Source organism: Paenibacillus polymyxa, assembly GCF_015710975.1.
GTDB lineage: Bacteria > Bacillota > Bacilli > Paenibacillales > Paenibacillaceae > Paenibacillus > Paenibacillus polymyxa.
On sequence record NZ_CP049783.1, the window covers coordinates 1,348,772 to 1,365,000 of the forward strand.

Annotated in this window: 8 protein-coding genes, 17 tRNA genes, 2 rRNA genes and 1 pseudogene (1 of these 28 cut by a window edge); 9 read left to right on the forward strand and 19 right to left on the reverse strand. The window is 46.5% G+C overall.

What is annotated here, in order from left to right; all coding sequences use genetic code 11:
* Positions 1-94: 94 nt before the first annotated feature.
* The 9 genes and pseudogenes from G7035_RS06125 to G7035_RS06165 all read left to right on the forward strand — a co-directional run bounded on the left by G7035_RS06125 (position 95) and on the right by G7035_RS06165 (position 11,697).
* Positions 95-235 (forward strand): hypothetical protein, encoded by a 141-nt coding sequence (locus tag G7035_RS06125; protein ID WP_016819433.1) that lies wholly within the window; start codon positions 95-97, stop codon positions 233-235.
* A complete protein-coding gene (locus G7035_RS06130) occupies positions 225-1,685 on the forward strand; it encodes a sensor histidine kinase (RefSeq protein ID WP_019685959.1) in 1,461 nt (486 codons plus the stop codon). The genes G7035_RS06125 and G7035_RS06130 overlap by 11 nt, the downstream gene beginning before the upstream one ends.
* Before the next feature lie 3 nt (positions 1,686-1,688).
* A complete protein-coding gene (locus G7035_RS06135; RefSeq protein WP_019685958.1) occupies positions 1,689-2,834 on the forward strand; it encodes a hypothetical protein in 1,146 nt (381 codons plus the stop codon).
* 231 nt (positions 2,835-3,065) lie between these two features.
* Positions 3,066-4,826, forward strand: a pseudogene (locus G7035_RS06140) (acyltransferase family protein).
* A 27-nt stretch (positions 4,827-4,853) separates the two neighbouring features.
* Positions 4,854-5,552 (forward strand): SGNH/GDSL hydrolase family protein, encoded by a 699-nt coding sequence (locus G7035_RS06145; RefSeq protein ID WP_016819429.1) that lies wholly within the window; start codon positions 4,854-4,856, stop codon positions 5,550-5,552.
* A gap of 47 nt (positions 5,553-5,599) precedes the next feature.
* On the forward strand, positions 5,600-6,610 hold the full coding sequence (locus G7035_RS06150; protein WP_019685957.1) for an LCP family protein: 1,011 nt from the start codon (positions 5,600-5,602) through the stop codon (positions 6,608-6,610).
* Positions 6,611-6,720: 110 nt separating this feature from the next.
* Positions 6,721-9,531: a M14 family metallopeptidase gene (locus G7035_RS06155; protein ID WP_196478894.1), complete on the forward strand. Its 2,811-nt coding sequence runs from the start codon at positions 6,721-6,723 to the stop codon at positions 9,529-9,531.
* 212 nt (positions 9,532-9,743) lie between these two features.
* The gene (locus tag G7035_RS06160) at positions 9,744-11,030 is read left to right on the forward strand and encodes a DUF418 domain-containing protein (RefSeq protein WP_019685955.1); all 1,287 of its coding nucleotides are present in this window, start codon (positions 9,744-9,746) and stop codon (positions 11,028-11,030) included.
* A gap of 403 nt (positions 11,031-11,433) precedes the next feature.
* On the forward strand, positions 11,434-11,697 hold the full coding sequence (locus G7035_RS06165; RefSeq protein WP_230877835.1) for an alpha/beta fold hydrolase: 264 nt from the start codon (positions 11,434-11,436) through the stop codon (positions 11,695-11,697).
* Positions 11,698-11,832: 135 nt separating this feature from the next.
* On the opposite strand, the gene G7035_RS06170 is transcribed toward G7035_RS06165, so the two are convergent.
* From G7035_RS06170 to G7035_RS06260, 19 genes are all read right to left on the reverse strand, one after another.
* Positions 11,833-11,903 (reverse strand) — tRNA-Gly (locus G7035_RS06170).
* 8 nt (positions 11,904-11,911) lie between these two features.
* Positions 11,912-11,988 (reverse strand) — tRNA-Pro (locus G7035_RS06175).
* Between the two features lie 7 nt (positions 11,989-11,995).
* A tRNA-Leu gene (locus G7035_RS06180) sits at positions 11,996-12,075 on the reverse strand.
* A gap of 12 nt (positions 12,076-12,087) precedes the next feature.
* Positions 12,088-12,164, reverse strand: a tRNA-Arg gene (locus G7035_RS06185).
* Positions 12,165-12,169: 5 nt separating this feature from the next.
* A tRNA-Gly gene (locus tag G7035_RS06190) sits at positions 12,170-12,244 on the reverse strand.
* An 11-nt stretch (positions 12,245-12,255) separates the two neighbouring features.
* Positions 12,256-12,336: transfer RNA gene (locus tag G7035_RS06195), tRNA-Leu, on the reverse strand.
* A gap of 12 nt (positions 12,337-12,348) precedes the next feature.
* Positions 12,349-12,424, reverse strand: a tRNA-Lys gene (locus tag G7035_RS06200).
* A 4-nt stretch (positions 12,425-12,428) separates the two neighbouring features.
* Positions 12,429-12,503: transfer RNA gene (locus G7035_RS06205), tRNA-Gln, on the reverse strand.
* Between the two features lie 102 nt (positions 12,504-12,605).
* Positions 12,606-12,691 (reverse strand) — tRNA-Tyr (locus G7035_RS06210).
* Positions 12,692-12,695: 4 nt separating this feature from the next.
* Positions 12,696-12,771, reverse strand: a tRNA-Thr gene (locus tag G7035_RS06215).
* 13 nt (positions 12,772-12,784) lie between these two features.
* Positions 12,785-12,861: transfer RNA gene (locus G7035_RS06220), tRNA-Asp, on the reverse strand.
* A gap of 25 nt (positions 12,862-12,886) precedes the next feature.
* Positions 12,887-12,960: transfer RNA gene (locus G7035_RS06225), tRNA-Met, on the reverse strand.
* 29 nt (positions 12,961-12,989) lie between these two features.
* Positions 12,990-13,065, reverse strand: a tRNA-Val gene (locus G7035_RS06230).
* A 9-nt stretch (positions 13,066-13,074) separates the two neighbouring features.
* Positions 13,075-13,146: transfer RNA gene (locus G7035_RS06235), tRNA-Glu, on the reverse strand.
* Positions 13,147-13,165: 19 nt separating this feature from the next.
* Positions 13,166-13,257: transfer RNA gene (locus tag G7035_RS06240), tRNA-Ser, on the reverse strand.
* Between the two features lie 3 nt (positions 13,258-13,260).
* A tRNA-Asn gene (locus G7035_RS06245) sits at positions 13,261-13,336 on the reverse strand.
* A gap of 4 nt (positions 13,337-13,340) precedes the next feature.
* Positions 13,341-13,416 (reverse strand) — tRNA-Ala (locus tag G7035_RS06250).
* 80 nt (positions 13,417-13,496) lie between these two features.
* Positions 13,497-13,613: ribosomal RNA gene (gene rrf, locus G7035_RS06255) — 5S ribosomal RNA — on the reverse strand.
* A gap of 150 nt (positions 13,614-13,763) precedes the next feature.
* Positions 13,764-16,229 (reverse strand): 23S ribosomal RNA (locus G7035_RS06260); it runs 460 nt beyond the window's last position.

Below are 16,229 nucleotides of genomic sequence, written 5' to 3' on the forward strand. Positions count from 1 at the left end.
CTCTCTTTATACATTTGATTGTTTTCTCCTGAATGATTAATATAATGGACGATGTTATGATCCTGCCGTATTAAAATTAGAGATGAGGATTACGATGAATAAAGCAAAGATTCTTATTACTGAAAATAATGCTCCGATTACCGACTTGCTTTTGTACGGACCACGGGATGCATTACTACCGTCCTCGGAGCCGGATACAAATTTTAAAAAATGGGTGGTTAAGCATGATACGTAAAATCAGCATCAAATTTCTGATCGGTTTTTTTCTGATTTTCTCGCTTTCTTTTGTCGTGCTTAATCAGACAGTCAAGGAATTTATCCAGACAAGCAATCAGAATCTGGTTACCTCCGAACTCGTCGGACTGAAAAATAATAGCAATGTGTATGTACGCCAGGCTTTCCTGATTAACCATTTCAGCAGCAATGAGCTTTATTTTGGAGAAATCGCTAGGGAGATAGCCACTAATCTGAACCATACCACGGACAGCAGTATTGGCGTGTATACGGTGGAAGGCAAATTGCTTTATGCCCCAGACAGCTCCATATTTCAGCAGCAAATGCAAAGCGATCTGCAGCAAGCGATTGATGGCAATACAGCGTACAGCATTACTTATGATCGTAATAAGACGACTGTTCTTTTCTCCTATCCGGTTGTTATAGACGGTTCAAAGGTGGGCATACTGCGTTTTTACAAAGATTTCAGCTCACTTTACGAACAAACCGGACAGATTCGACAGATTACCCTCTATATTGCCCTAGCGATTTTTGCGGCAGCCTTTCTGTTTTCCTATATTCTTTCCAGGCATATTACCATCCCGCTGACCCGACTGACGCAGGCCTCCAACGAGGTAAAAAACGGAAATCTGGATATCCGCCTACATTTTAAACGCAGGGATGAAATTGGCCGACTGGCTGAGAATTTTAACGATATGATTGGTCAAATTAGCAGACAAATTCATATTATTGAGAAGGATCGAGACCATTTAAAGCAGCTTCACCAGCAGGAAAAGCGCTTTTTTGACAATATTACTCACGAACTGAAAACGCCGTTAACCTCTATTTTGGGATATGCGGAGCTGATCAGGCTTAACGGTGAGAAAGACCGTGCTTTTTTTGATAAAGGAATGAATCATATTATCGAGGAGAGCAGGCGCCTGCATGCGATGGTGCTAAAACTACTGGAAGTTTCACGCAAAAATATCATGCTTCAAGAGCTTGAACGGGTGGATATTGGGCTGATCCTGCAGGATGTGTGTGAATCAATGATGATCCGCTCTCAGCGCTATAAAAAAACCATTGAATATGAGATTAATGAGGAATTGATCATGTTGGCCGATCGGGACAGAATCAGACAGATGTTCATCAATTTGATAGATAATGCGATTAAATACAGTTTACCTTTTTCGGCAGTATCGGTAAAAGCGGTGCGGGCAGAAGAAAAGATTCGCTTGATCTTCAGCAATCCAAGCGATCCAATTGAAGCAGAACATCTGTCACGCCTATTACAGCCGTTTTATCCGGCTCATTCCGACAGCGCCGAAGAAGGCAGTGTAGGATTGGGACTCAGCATTGTGAAATCTATCGTTGAAGAACTTGCGGGTTCCATCTTAATTACAAATGAGCATAATGAAACTATCGTTACGGTAGAATTTAAAGCGCTGGAAACCACGGGGAACGGAGAATGAATAATGGGCAATAAATATAAATATGTTGTAATGCCGCTGGTCGTATCTCTCGTGATATTACTGCTGTCAGGATGCGGTTCAGAACCAAAAACAGAGACTGTCGTCATCGCCGACAGCAATGAAGTTTCCAGTACCGATCAAAGCTCTCGTCCGTTTCAGGTCCAAAAAATATATCGGCTTCCGGATCGTTTTGCAAATCGGGGTCAGCTGCTGGGCTGGTCGTCTGGAGATGCCATCATCGCATCGTTCGGGGCCATGACCATACTAAAGCGAGGCACGCTGGAACGTTTAACTTATCCGTATGAGCAAAGCAAGATCATATCCGAAATCGACAAGGTAACTTCCAATACAATACTTTCTCCCGATGGGAAATATATATGCGAAGTTTCCCCTTCTTCCTCGGAGACAACCTTAAAGCTTATTTCCTTGCAGGATGGCAAGGAAAAGGAAATAGACAGGATCAGCACCAGGAACGAATCTTATGTACAATATGTTTCCTGGTCGTCCAACAGTTCGTATATCAGCTACCTGGTAGAAAACCTGGTTGATCATGGAGCTGATAGCCTATACATCTACGATGTTGGGTCTCAAACTTCCAGCAAATATCAGTTAAAAGGGATCCTAAAGGAAGACACACTTTTGAGTGTTAACCTTGCAAATGATGGCCGCAGCGTACTGCTACAGTTATTTGGTGCAAAACAAGGCCAGAAAAAGGTGCTAACCCTTGGGAAGGTTTCGGGAAAGAATATTGAATTTCAATACGAGCGTCAGATTGGTGGAGATTCAGTAGCCTGGATGAATAACGACCAGTTTGTGTTTCTCGGAACGGATAATTCATTGTACGAATATGATCAGCGAAACGGCGAGCTCTCTGTCATTTTGGAAAAAGTGCTTGATTTTGAATTTTCGCCTGACAGGAAAAATATCGCATACACCGTGTATGATCAAAATGTCACTTACGTAGCCAAGGTGCAGGGAAGAAATATACTGTACAACGAACCGGTATATCGCGGAATTGTGCCAACGCATATGTATTGGAATCCGAACAATAAAAGTGTACTACTTCAAGGACAAAAACAGTTGGATTCCTCGCAGACTGCGCCAACGGATTCTCCTAGTAAGGAGTCATTGATCATTGAGTTGAAATAGCGATTAGGATTTCTATATTTGTGGATGTCAAAAACCTTACTTCGGTTGTTCAGCCGGAATAAGGTTTTTCTTTTTGCAACCGTTGTGACAATTTGTTTACATGTTGATCAAACTTTCGCGACATCTTTTTTCTATAGTAAATAAGCAAGATCATTAGCCTATAAGGACAAGGAATGGACCATAGTGAATGAAAATCCGAATCTGCACCTAAATCAACCCATAAAACGTTATATGACCGGTCTGGATGGGCTAAGGGCCATCTCTGTGCTTGCTGTTATTGCTTATCATCTTCATCTTAGATGGGCAGAGGGTGGGCTGCTAGGGGTGGAGATTTTCTTCGTCCTATCAGGGTATCTGATTACGGACCAGATTCTTTTCGAATGGAGGACGCGCAGCGGTTTTTCCATTGTGAAATTCTGGATCAGACGAATGCGCAGACTACTACCAGCAATGATCTTTATGCTGACTGCAGTGGCATTGTGGCTTTTAATTACTGATTTCTCCAGACTGCAGGCATTAGGAGGCCATTTTGTATCCTCGCTTTTTTACGTAAACAACTGGTATCTCATTTTTCATCATGTTTCATATTTTTAGAGCTTTGGTCCGGCTTCACCTATCGGGCACCTCTGGTCGCTTTCCATTGAGGAACAGTTTTACGTCATCTGGCCGCTCGTTCTACTGATTGGTCTGTGCCTTGCACCGCGACGAGGCAGACTGATGTTATACATTCTGGGTTGCGCCTTCGTATCCGCCATAGCCATGGCCGTTATATACGAACCCGGAACAGACCCGAGCAGGGTGTATTACGGGACGGACACGCGCGCGTCTGCTATTTTGATTGGAGCGGCTCTGGCGGTTGTCTGGCCCAGTTGGAGACTGAGCGACAATGTATCTTCTTCGTCCCGCACCATGCTGGATATGACTGGCGTGCTGGGCATTGTAATGCTGTTTATCCTGATTGCTCAGACCAACGAGTATGATGATTCGCTGTATCGCGGCGGTTTTCTTTATTTATCACTCATTACTGCGGTTGTTATCGCTGTACTGGTTCATCCAGCCAACCGACTGGAACGATTACTCGGCTGCCGGCCTCTAAGCTGGATCGGTAAGCGATCTTACAGTCTGTATATATGGCATTATCCAATCATTATTTTATCAAGTCCCGTGGTAAATACCGATGATGCCAGCTATATGCGCATGGCTCTGCAGGTAACGGCCAGTTTCATAATGGCGGGTCTTTCCTACAAATACATCGAAGAGCCCATCCGCCGTGGGACCTTTTGGACTGGCCTGCAATCACTCCGCAGGTCAGGCGCTGGCAGCCAGCTAGGCCTTGTCGTCATTGTTATCGCCATCATTCTCGTCCTGGCATCATGGAAGACGGATTCACCGACTCCAGATCCTGTACCTGATGCACCAGCAGCCGTAAGCCGGGACCCCGTCCAGACAGAACAACTGCAATGCAGCTGTTCCGATGAAAATCATCCCGCTGAAAATACAAGCCACTCCGCAGAAGGAGCGGAGATCACTGCGATCGGAGATTCGGTTATTCTGGATGCCGCCCCGTTTCTGGAAAAGCAGCCCCCCGGTATGATCATTGATGGCAAGGTGGGCCGGCAAATGTCACAGGCAGGCGATGTGCTTGATGGCCTGCGGGAACAGGGTAAACTTGGCCATAAAATTATTATTGAACTCGGCACCAACGGCGTTTTTAACCAGAGTCAACTGAAGTCCTTGCTGGCTTCACTGCAGGACTCCCAGCAAATTTATCTGATAACAACCAGAGTGCCGAGAGGGTGGCAGAATACCGTAAATGACAATCTGCGTGAAATTGCTGGTGAATTTCAAAATGTCCAGCTTATCGACTGGTATTCAGCCAGCGAAAACCGGGACGATCTATTTTATGGTGATGGTGTCCACCTGAAACCAGAAGGCGCTCAGTATTATGCCTCGTTGTTAATTGATGCTATCAAACAAGATAAAACCTACTAGCATGTTAAAGGAAAGGATGAACTAGCTATGAACAAAAAAAATGGATGGATGGTAAGCGGATTATGGGGATTTATGATTATCCTTATCTTTTTAGGTGCCATAGTTCTCCATATGCACGCAAAGCAAAATTCAGATGATCACGAATCCCGCAGCAAGGACTCTTCTCTATACAATCTTGATAAGATGCAGACTGCTGCACAAAAGCGTGCGGCTTCTAGCACCAGCGGGGAACAAGCTCAATCATCTGCTTCCTTAAACGGCGAGGGCGTCACGATGATTGGAGATTCGGTTACGGTCGGGATTGAGCCTTATTTAAAAGAGCAGCTTCCGAAGATGACGGTTGACGGTAAGGTTGGCCGGCAGATGTCTCAAGCTGTAAAAGTCATTAATGAATTGGCCGCCCAAGGCAAACTGGGAGACCAGGTCATTATCGAACTCGGCACCAATGGTCCGTTTAGCAAAAACCAACTGCACGACGTACTGCAATCTCTTTCCGGAGCCAAACAGGTAATCTTGGTCACCACCCGGGTTCCGAAAGGATGGCAAAACACGGTGAATGACACGATTGCACAGGTCGCCGATGAGTTTAGCAACGTCAATGTGGTGGACTGGTATTCGGCCAGTGTAGGCAAAGACGAATACTTTTATAAAGATGGTGTCCATTTAAAACCAGATGGTAGCCGATATTACACTTCACTCCTCGTAGCAGCCTTGCAAAAATCTTAATACAGAAAGGGGCCTGCGCGTCTACAAATCTGGAAAGGAAGAATGACATGACACAGAGGAAAAAGAGGATATTGATTGTAACGTTGTTACTTGGGGTCGCTGCTGTAAGCTTTATCTTTTATTATTTCTTTTCCATTTACAAAGGGTTAGAAGGACTTAGTAAAACCCCAGAAAATTCCCCATTTGTTAAAGTGAGCACTGATAAAGTCGAAGCACTAAAAGCACCGGAATGGGAGGGAACCGAACCTGTAAATATTTTGCTGATGGGCGTGGATACTCGCGAGAACAACAAGGGCAGTGTACCCCGATCCGATAGCATGATGGTCGTTTCGTTGAATCCTACCGATAAGCGTATTCATGTGTTTTCGATTCTTCGAGACACTTATACGGATATTCCTGGGCACGGCAAAAATCGAATTAATACCGCTGTTACGCATGGACCCGATACGGCGATGAAAGCAGTCAGCGAATTGCTAGGAGTGCCAGTTCATTTTTATGTATACACGGATTTCCAGGGGTTTATTAAACTCGTAGATGCTGTAGGCGGACTCAATTTTTATGTCGAGAAGGATATGCACTATGAAAGCAAGGCCGATCTGCATGAGTATGATATTAATTTAAAACAGGGACAGCAGCATTTCGACGGCAAAACGGCGCTTCAATATGTCCGTTTTCGTCATGATGCCATGTCCGATTATTCCAGAACAAAAAGACAACGGCAATTTATTACGGCATTAGCCGAGAAGGTAAAAACAACGACTTCCATTATGAAATTCCCTTCTATTCTTGAGGAAATCAGTCCGTATATCGATACCAATTTGTCAGTCTCTGATATGTGGAATTTGGCTTCAGTAGGGTACCAAAGTACATTAAACGGAAATGAACAAATACCGCCAATGAAGCTATTAAAAGAAACTTATGTGGGCAAGGCGGCTGTTCTGGATGTAAAAAGTCGAACGGATTTGAAGCAATTTGTGCAAAGTATCATAAATTCCGACTCCTCAAATTCGATTACAGACAATTCTTCGGGGCAGGAGCAGAAAACAGATTTTGAATAGGGTTAGACAATATATTAGATCGTATTTGCCGGACAATAGTCTGTTAAATGCTCTTTGTGAGTAAAGAAGAGCATAACATGATCTTCCGGTTATCTATAGGGGGAAAAAGAATGGGTACAAAACAGATCGTAAGGTTCTGCTTGGCGTTAACCATATCCGCCGCCATGCTTCTGGAGATCACTGCTCCGCACATGGCTATGGCTGATGCTGCGCAACGTGCAAAAAGCACGTTGTTGAACGATAAGAGTGAACCAACAAAAACAATTTCAACGCAGGTTAAAAATACCCCGACACTAAAATTGGATAACCATGTGGCATCCATGACGAAGAAAAGAACCATTAAAGCTAGATTTAAGCTTCCGAAGGGTACCGATATAAAGAAAATAAGCTGGACCTATGGTGGCAAGCCATTATCGGAATGGAAATCGTACAAGGATCATGATTACAATGGCGCCCCCTTTATCACCGTTTCTCAGGTCAAAGCAGAAAACGGAGAAGTCACTGCCAATATCAATTTCGGTCTTACTTACGGTACGGAGAATCTTGCCGAGCCGAGTCTGCAGCGTCCACTGTACGCATCATTGATGGGAACCTATGAACTGGCTGCAGCAGTTAATGGCAAAACTGTTGCCCAGGCCCCCGTTAAATTGGTCCCTTACGACAGCTTCCGTACCTATGATGAACTGAAGCCGGAGATTGATGCGATTACGGCACAGGCAGCTCAAAAAAACGACAGATACATTAAAACGATGTCGATCGGCAAATCTGTTGAAGGCCGCGATATTTTTATGACTATGGTTGCCAAAGATCAAGCAACGATTGACAAATATCAGAATGTAACTCACCCTGCCATGCTGAATGATCCTGCAAAGCTGGAGAACGATATTCAATCCGGTGCATTCGGAGATTATCAAGTGCCCATCTGGATCAACAATATTCATCCGAATGAAGCGCCAGGCTTTGATGCGATTATCAATTATTTTAAGACTATGGCACTCGATAAAAATGTTACGTACAAGACCACCTTGTCCAATGGAAAATCGAGTACGGTAACTCTCAATATGGATGATGCGCTTGAACATGTGTTTTTCCTGTTCCTGTATACAGAAAATCCAGATGGAAGGGTTCATACCGAACGTTATAATGCTGAATATTTTGACTTAAATCGGGATAATTCATATCAAACCCAGCCTGAAACACGCAGTATCACAGAGCAAATCGCCAAGTGGTCGCCGATTTCTTTCTTAGATCTGCATGGGTTTGATAAGAATTTTCTGATCGAGCCTACCACACCGCCTCACGATCCGAATATTGAGTACGATCTACTTATGGATAACATGGTAGAACAGGCCAAAGCGATGGGTGAAGCAGGTATAGCAAACACGAAGTATGATTACTACCATATTCCTTATGAAGAACATCGTAAAACAGTTGAAAATCCTAAATATGTTTCCAAGGGGACTTCTTCAGGATGGGACGATGCGTCTCCAGCCTATACAGCTGTCTTCGCCATGCACCATGGTGCAATGGGACATACGCTGGAAACACCTGAATCGAATGAAGAGTCAACCAAAGCATTGTATTATAGTGTCGCTGCAGCAACTGATTTTGTTATGCAAAAGAAAGAAAAGTTATTTTTGAACCAGCTAAAAGTATATGAACGTGGAATCAATAATATCGATGATCGATCCGTAGATCGGTATCTAGTCAATGCAAAAAATCAAGTCATTGGTCGCCCCCGTCACGGTAATGAGAATTTTTTTCCTGAGTATTACGTTTTGCCGATCGATAAAAGTCTTCAAAAAAATCCGCTGGAAGCCTATCGGATGATTGAGTATCTTATCCGCAATGGAGTAACGGTTGAACGCTCGACAGAGGCTGTAAGTACTGCTGGCAAGACCTACCCCGCGGGTTCATTTATCATAAATATGCATCAGGCTAAACACGGCATCGCAAACATGGTTTTATATGACGGTATTAACGTCTCAGATTATGCTTCCGTAGCTGGCGAGATTGTGCAGGACTTTCCCGTCATGCGAGGATTTGAACGTGATGTGATTAGAGAAGCCGGCGTGTTTGCGGGCAAAACGACTCCGGTGACTTCCGTATCGATTCCGGCCACATCATTGCCGAATGATTCTGCCTATGTTTTAATCCGCAACACCAATAACGATGCCATCAAAACGGTCAATGAATTACTTAAATCCGGCAAAGTGGTTACGATGCTATCCAAAAGCGGAACAGGATATGAAGCGGGTGACTTTGCAGTGGCCTATGATGATCTGCATCCGCTGGTGTCAAAATACTATCTTGATGTCACGGCATTCGGCAATAACAAAACCGTTGGCAAAGTTCTTAAACCTTCTACGGTAGCCGCTCTCGGCGAACCAGCTTATGTGCTCAAAAATCTCGGTTTTAAAGTGACCGATGATCAGCAGCATGCCGATGTGCTCGTGAATACATTCGATTCCGACAAACTTGTTGAGAAAGGAAAGCCATACATTGCTTATGGAAATATGGGGATGGGTAACGTGAAAAACTGGATTCCTCAATTTGCGTTTGCTGGACCGGCATGGGAAAGATACGAAGGGGTCTTCCTGGCGAATGTCCAACAGGATCATGTGATTACAGCCCCATACGATAACGAAGAATATTTCTACACCGTTACAGGTTCTTACATTACGAAGCTACCTAAAGCCGCAAAATTTCTTGCAACCATTAGCAATAAAGAAAACTTCTTCAAAGCAGGTTGGTGGCCAGGTCACGATGCTGCAAGAGGAAAGATCATGGCCTTCACCTATATGGAAAACAAAAAGAATATCACAGTTTTCTCCAACGATCTAACCAATGGCGCTCATCCGCAGCATCAATTCCGACTACTGGCCAATTCGATTTTCAATGCCGTTCCCAGCAAACCCTGAATGATTTTGCAAACAACCTTATTCCGGTGATCAGCCGTGAGTAAGGTTGTCTTTGTGATAAGGGTTATTGTCCTCTGTGACATTTTGTTTACAACTTGATCAAATTTTAGCGACATCTGAAGGCTATATTTGGATTAGAACGTGAAATGAATCCTGTTCACAACAGGGATTTATGGAATGTATGAATTCAATATTTTAGGGAGGAATGTAATTTGCTAAGTAGCATCAAACTGACAAGCAGATCTGTCAGAAAATATGAGGGGGACACAAAGATTGAAGATCCGGTTGCTAATAACATGGATAATAAAGCAGTGGACACATCAGGGACCACCTCATCTCACGACAGTACAGAAACTGATAATCTCCCCCAAAGCTCTGTGACAGAGCCACGGAGAAAGACACACAGCATCAAAGGACGTCTCGTTGCGCTTGATGCTGCGCGCGGACTGGCCGTGCTGGGAATGTATTTGCAGCATTTCGGATCAAATCCAAGCGTTTCTGCAATTGTTTCCGGAAATACCACCCTATTATTTGTGTTGTGCGGCGGTATCTCCTATTCTATTATGGGACAGCGTATGATGGATCGGGGAGCAGAGGCGACCGCTTTTCGTGCACGAATGCTGGCCCGTGCGGTGTTTGTTGATATTATTGGTTATTTGCTTATTATGCTGAACACTTCATACGGCATCATTTTGCCTGCCTATGCAGCTATGTTTGTGTTGGCCCTCATGTTATTTCGTCGTTCGACCCGCACCATTGTTACAACAGCAATAGTTTTGCTCGTAACGGTCCCGCCGCTAATGATTCTTGGATCAAGCATTTTCTCAAAAGCTTATCTTCTTGGTGATATCGCGGGAGGTCCGATGTCTGCCCTCGCCTTGACTCCTGCATTTGTTGCTGGTATGGCCATTGGCCGCGTTGACCTCACCAGATTACGTACAGCCCTCTCACTCGCAGGCAGCGGTATCGTTATGCTTGTTATTGGCAAAGTAATGGCCGCTTTTGTGCTTCCGAATTGGAATCTTCACTTTGAACAATGGCTTATAAGTGTGCAAGGAGCTGCTCCTGTACAGCCGGATGAATACGCAATTTGGCCTCTTAATACGGAATCACCGATGTGGCAGCTCCTTTTGGGAACGGCTCCGCACACCGCTTCGACATTCCAGACGATGATAGGATTAGGAATTTCATTTCTGGTAATGGGAGTTACGTGCCTCGTATCCAAAAAAACTTCCGCTGTATTAATGCCTTTCGCAGCAGTCGGACGTGTCGCCCTGACCATGTATGCCTTTCAGTTTGTAGTGGTGTGGATTCTCGATCTGACAAAGATTGGGCATAGTCTGGATGGAGTTCCGTTCGGCAACGTAATGATCGCAGTTGCAACACTACTGCTGGGATTATTGATTGCTCAGCGTGCTGTTGGTCCGCTTGAAGGATTGATGCGCCGCTTTGACCGATTGTTCAGCTCTACCCAACCAGTCTCACAAACTGTAAAGTAGATAGCCTTCTTGATACTCTATATAACGGACTAATCAAAAAAGATACCAGATAAAAAGTTCGCTATCTATATAGGAAGCCTACAGAAGGTGTCTAGATTAACTAGGGCAATAAGATGATCATTGAACAGAGTTATAAGGAAAGACTAATTCCTTGCTATTTTCCCCCGGATTATCCGGGGGACTTATCCCCCGCCGTTTTAGCAACACCCAGTATCGAAACTGGGATTCCTTTGACTGTTCACCAAATTATGCTTGTCCTGCTGATTTTTCTAAACTGCTATATAGTCTTTGTTTTCTTATCCATCCAATACGCTCCTATCGGACACTCCTGACTGCTCCAGATGCTGAACAAAGATATCGTACATTGGACTCATTTTATGACCCTTATTTTTCGCATAAGACCATGAAGCCACCTACTACACGTATGTATTATGAAAATTCACATTTTTTGCCGCCATTGAGCTACATAAAAGTGCCAACCGTAATTGCATTATTCCTAGCAGATATATTGTTAACGCCTAAAGAATGGGCTGTGTGCAACTTAAATGTAACTCGCTGGACTTCAATCGCTCGCGGCGGGCATTTTACTGCCATGGAAGAGCCTGAGCTTTTAGCTCAGGACATTCGTGCCTTCTACAAACCTTTTAGAGCAAAAAATAAATATTAACCAAGGTCCGCCCCGTGCATTAACTGGATTAATAAGAAGAGCTATTATAAGCGGTCGTAATCTAACGGGAAACGATAGCTTAATAAATACAAAAAGAAGAGATGGCATAAGCCATCTCTTCTTTCATCTATATAAAGCGGGTGATGGGAATCGAACCCACGCTACCAGCTTGGAAGGCTGGAGTTCTACCATTGAACTACACCCGCAAAAAAAGTGGTCGGGATGACACGATTTGAACATGCGACCCCCTGGTCCCAAACCAGGTGCTCTACCAAGCTGAGCTACATCCCGAAATAGATGCCGGTGAGAGGACTCGAACCTCCACGGTTTCCCTCACGATTTTGAGTCGCGCGCGTCTGCCAATTCCGCCACACCGGCTTATGAAATTAATGGCGCGCCCTGAGAGATTCGAACTCCCGGCCTTTTGATTCGTAGTCAAACGCTCTATCCAGCTGAGCTAAGGGCGCAAATATGGAGCGGACGACGGGAATCGAACCCGCGACCCTCGCCTTGGCAAGGCGATGCTCTACCGCTGAGCCACGTCCGCAAAAACAGGTATGCGCGTGGAGGGACTTGAACCCCCACGTCAAAGACGCTAGATCCTAAGTCTAGTGCGTCTGCCAATTCCGCCACACGCGCATACAATGATAATGGTGAGCCATGAAGGACTCGAACCTTCGACACCCTGATTAAAAGTCAGGTGCTCTACCAACTGAGCTAATGGCTCTTAATGGCTGGGGATATAGGATTTGAACCTATGCATGACGGAGTCAAAGTCCGTTGCCTTACCGCTTGGCTAATCCCCATTATGTATTCAACAGGGCGATTGATGGGACTTGCACCCACAAATGCCATAGCCACAATTCAGTACGTTAACCCATTCGTCACGACCACCATGGCAATAAAACTGGTGGAGGATGATGGATTCGAACCACCGAACCCGTAAGGGAGCAGATTTACAGTCTGATGCGTTTGGCCACTTCGCTAATCCTCCAAGATGGTGCCGGCGAGAGGACTTGAACCCCCAACCTACTGATTACAAGTCAGTTGCTCTACCAGTTGAGCTACACCGGCATATTAAATTAAATGGCGGAACTGACGGGATTCGAACCCGCGATCTCCTGCGTGACAGGCAGGCATGTTAGGCCTCTACACCACAGTTCCAGAGGCATTTCCAACAGGAAATTAATTGCGGGGGCAGGATTTGAACCTACGACCTTCGGGTTATGAGCCCGACGAGCTACCGAACTGCTCCACCCCGCGACATCAAAGATATTTCTTAATACTATTAATGGTGGAGGCTGAGGGGATCGAACCCCCGACCCTCTGCTTGTAAGGCAGATGCTCTCCCAGCTGAGCTAAGCCTCCATACTACTATGACCCGTAGGGGATTCGAACCCCTGTTACCTCCGTGAAAGGGAGGTGTCTTAACCCCTTGACCAACGGGCCACATATCTATTATAAGAGCTGGCGGAGAGAGAGGGATTCGAACCCTCGAGACGCTTTTGGCGCCTACACGATTTCCAATCGTGCTCCTTCGGCCAACTCGGACACCTCTCCATATGGCTCCCCGAACAGGACTCGAACCTGTGACAACTCGATTAACAGTCGAGTGCTCTACCAACTGAGCTATCAGGGAATATTGGTGGAGCCAAGGGGGATCGAACCCCTGACCTCCTGCGTGCAAGGCAGGCGCTCTCCCAGCTGAGCTATAGCCCCATCTTAGAAATAACAATTAATTCTGACTATGTAGAGGTCAGTCTTACAGGCGAAAAAAAATCCCCAGAGAAGGGGCTTATGCTTGGCGGCGTCCTACTCTCCCAGGACCCTGCGGTCCAAGTACCATCGGCGCTGGAGGGCTTAACGGTCGTGTTCGGGATGGGTACGTGTGGAACCCCTCCGCTATCGCCACCAAACATGAATTTGCTCCGCAAATTCTTCCGTAAGCTTATTCGGTTCATCACAGATTGTGTGAATGAATCGCCATACGCTTGTCGTATGTACTTCTACATACTTTCAAGGTTACACCCTGAAAACTGGATCCGAAACTTCCTTGCGTCTTATCTTAGGATAAGCCCTCGACCGATTAGTATTGGTCAGCTCCATGCATTACTGCACTTCCACCCCCAACCTATCTACCTCGTCGTCTTCAAGGGGTCTTACATACTGGGAAATCTCATCTTGAGGGGGGCTTCACGCTTAGATGCTTTCAGCGCTTATCCCTTCCGTACATAGCTACCCAGCGGTGCTCCTGGCGGAACAACTGGTACACCAGCGGTACGTCCATCCCGGTCCTCTCGTACTAAGGACAGCTCCTCTCAAATTTCCTACGCCCACGACAGATAGGGACCGAACTGTCTCACGACGTTCTGAACCCAGCTCGCGTACCGCTTTAATGGGCGAACAGCCCAACCCTTGGGACCTACTTCAGCCCCAGGATGCGATGAGCCGACATCGAGGTGCCAAACCTCCCCGTCGATGTGGACTCTTGGGGGAGATAAGCCTGTTATCCCCAGGGTAGCTTTTATCCGTTGAGCGATGGCCCTTCCATGCGGTACCACCGGATCACTAAGCCCGACTTTCGTCCCTGCTCGACTTGTAGGTCTCGCAGTCAAGCTCCCTTCTGCCTTTGCACTCTTCGAATGATTTCCAACCATTCTGAGGGAACCTTGGGGCGCCTCCGTTACTCTTTAGGAGGCGACCGCCCCAGTCAAACTGCCCACCTGACACTGTCCTCGTACCGGATTACGGTACCAAGTTAGAACCTAGATACGATCAGGGTGGTATCCCAAGGATGCCTCCCTTCAAGCTGGCGCTCAAAGTTCTACGGCTCCCACCTATCCTGTACAGATCGTACCCAAATTCAATATCAAGCTGCAGTAAAGCTCCATGGGGTCTTTCCGTCTTGTCGCGGGTAACCTGCATCTTCACAGGTATTAAAATTTCACCGGATCTCTCGTTGAGACAGCGCCCAAGTCGTTACGCCATTCGTGCGGGTCAGAATTTACCTGACAAGGAATTTCGCTACCTTAGGACCGTTATAGTTACGGCCGCCGTTTACTGGGGCTTCGGTTCATAGCTTCGCCCGAAGGCTTACCACTCCCCTTAACCTTCCAGCACCGGGCAGGCGTCAGCCCGTATACTTCGCCTTGCGGCTTCGCACAGACCTGTGTTTTTGCTAAACAGTCGCTTGGGCCTTTTCACTGCGGCCCCCTCGGGCTATTCACCCTACCGAGGCACCCCTTCTCCCGAAGTTACGGGGTCATTTTGCCGAGTTCCTTAACGAGAGTTCTTCCGCGCGCCTTAGAATTCTCTTCTCGCCTACCTGTGTCGGTTTGCGGTACGGGCACCTTCTCCTGGCTAGAGGCTTTTCTTGGCAGTCTGAGATCATGACCTTCGCTACTATAATTTTCGCTCCCCATCACAGCCCAGCCTTCACGATGTGCGGATTTGCCTACACATCAGCCTCACTGCTTAGACGGACATCCATCAGTCCGCGTCACTACCCTACTGCGTCACCCCATCGCTCATAACGGATTACGGTGGTACAGGAATTTCTACCTGTTGTCCTTCGACTACGCCTATCGGCCTCGCCTTAGGTCCCGACTTACCCTGAGCGGACGAACCTTCCTCAGGAACCCTTAGGCTTTCGGCGGATCTGATTCTCACAGATCTTTTCGTTACTCATACCGGCATTCTCACTTGAATGCAGTCCAGCGCTCCTTCCGGTACACCTTCAACCCGCATTCAACGCTCCCCTACCCCTGATGCAAGCATCAAGCCATAGCTTCGGTGGTGTGTTTAGCCCCGTTACATTTTCGGCGCAGAGTCACTCGACCAGTGAGCTATTACGCACTCTTTCAATGGTGGCTGCTTCTAAGCCAACATCCTGGTTGTCTGTGCAACTCCACATCCTTTCCCACTTAACACACACTTGGGGACCTTAGCTGATGATCTGGGCTGTTTCCCTTTCGACAATGGATCTTAGCACTCACTGTCTGACTCCCGGAACTAAATCTATGGCATTCGGAGTTTGACTGAGCTTGGTAACCCTTGCGGGCCCCGCACCCAATCAGTGCTCTACCTCCACGATTCTTTTTTCCGAGGCTAGCCCTAAAGCTATTTCGGGGAGAACCAGCTATCTCCGGGTTCGATTGGAATTTCTCCGCTACCCCCACCTCATCCCCGCATTTTTCAACATGCGTGGGTTCGGGCCTCCAGTGCGTGTTACCGCACCTTCACCCTGGACAGGGGTAGATCACCCGGTTTCGGGTCTACGTCCACGTACTCATTCGCCCTATTCAGACTCGCTTTCGCTGCGGCTTCAGCTCTTCACCTTAACCTTGCACGGGAACGTAACTCGCCGGTTCATTCTACAAAAGGCACGCCATCACCCATAGATCGGGCTCTGACTTCTTGTAAGCACACGGTTTCAGGATCTATTTCACTCCCCTTCCGGGGTGCTTTTCACCTTTCCCTCACGGTACTGCTTCACTATCGGTCGCCAGGGAGTATTTAGCCTTGGCAGATGG

Coding starts and splice junctions, on each gene's coding strand:
- G7035_RS06125 (WP_016819433.1), top strand. CDS start 95: ATGAATAAAGCAAAGATTCTTATTACTGAAAATAATGCTCCGATTACC.
- G7035_RS06130 (WP_019685959.1), top strand. CDS start 225: ATGATACGTAAAATCAGCATCAAATTTCTGATCGGTTTTTTTCTGATT.
- G7035_RS06135 (WP_019685958.1), top strand. CDS start 1,689: ATGGGCAATAAATATAAATATGTTGTAATGCCGCTGGTCGTATCTCTC.
- G7035_RS06145 (WP_016819429.1), top strand. CDS start 4,854: ATGAACAAAAAAAATGGATGGATGGTAAGCGGATTATGGGGATTTATG.
- G7035_RS06150 (WP_019685957.1), top strand. CDS start 5,600: ATGACACAGAGGAAAAAGAGGATATTGATTGTAACGTTGTTACTTGGG.
- G7035_RS06155 (WP_196478894.1), top strand. CDS start 6,721: ATGGGTACAAAACAGATCGTAAGGTTCTGCTTGGCGTTAACCATATCC.
- G7035_RS06165 (WP_230877835.1), top strand. CDS start 11,434: ATGAAGCCACCTACTACACGTATGTATTATGAAAATTCACATTTTTTG.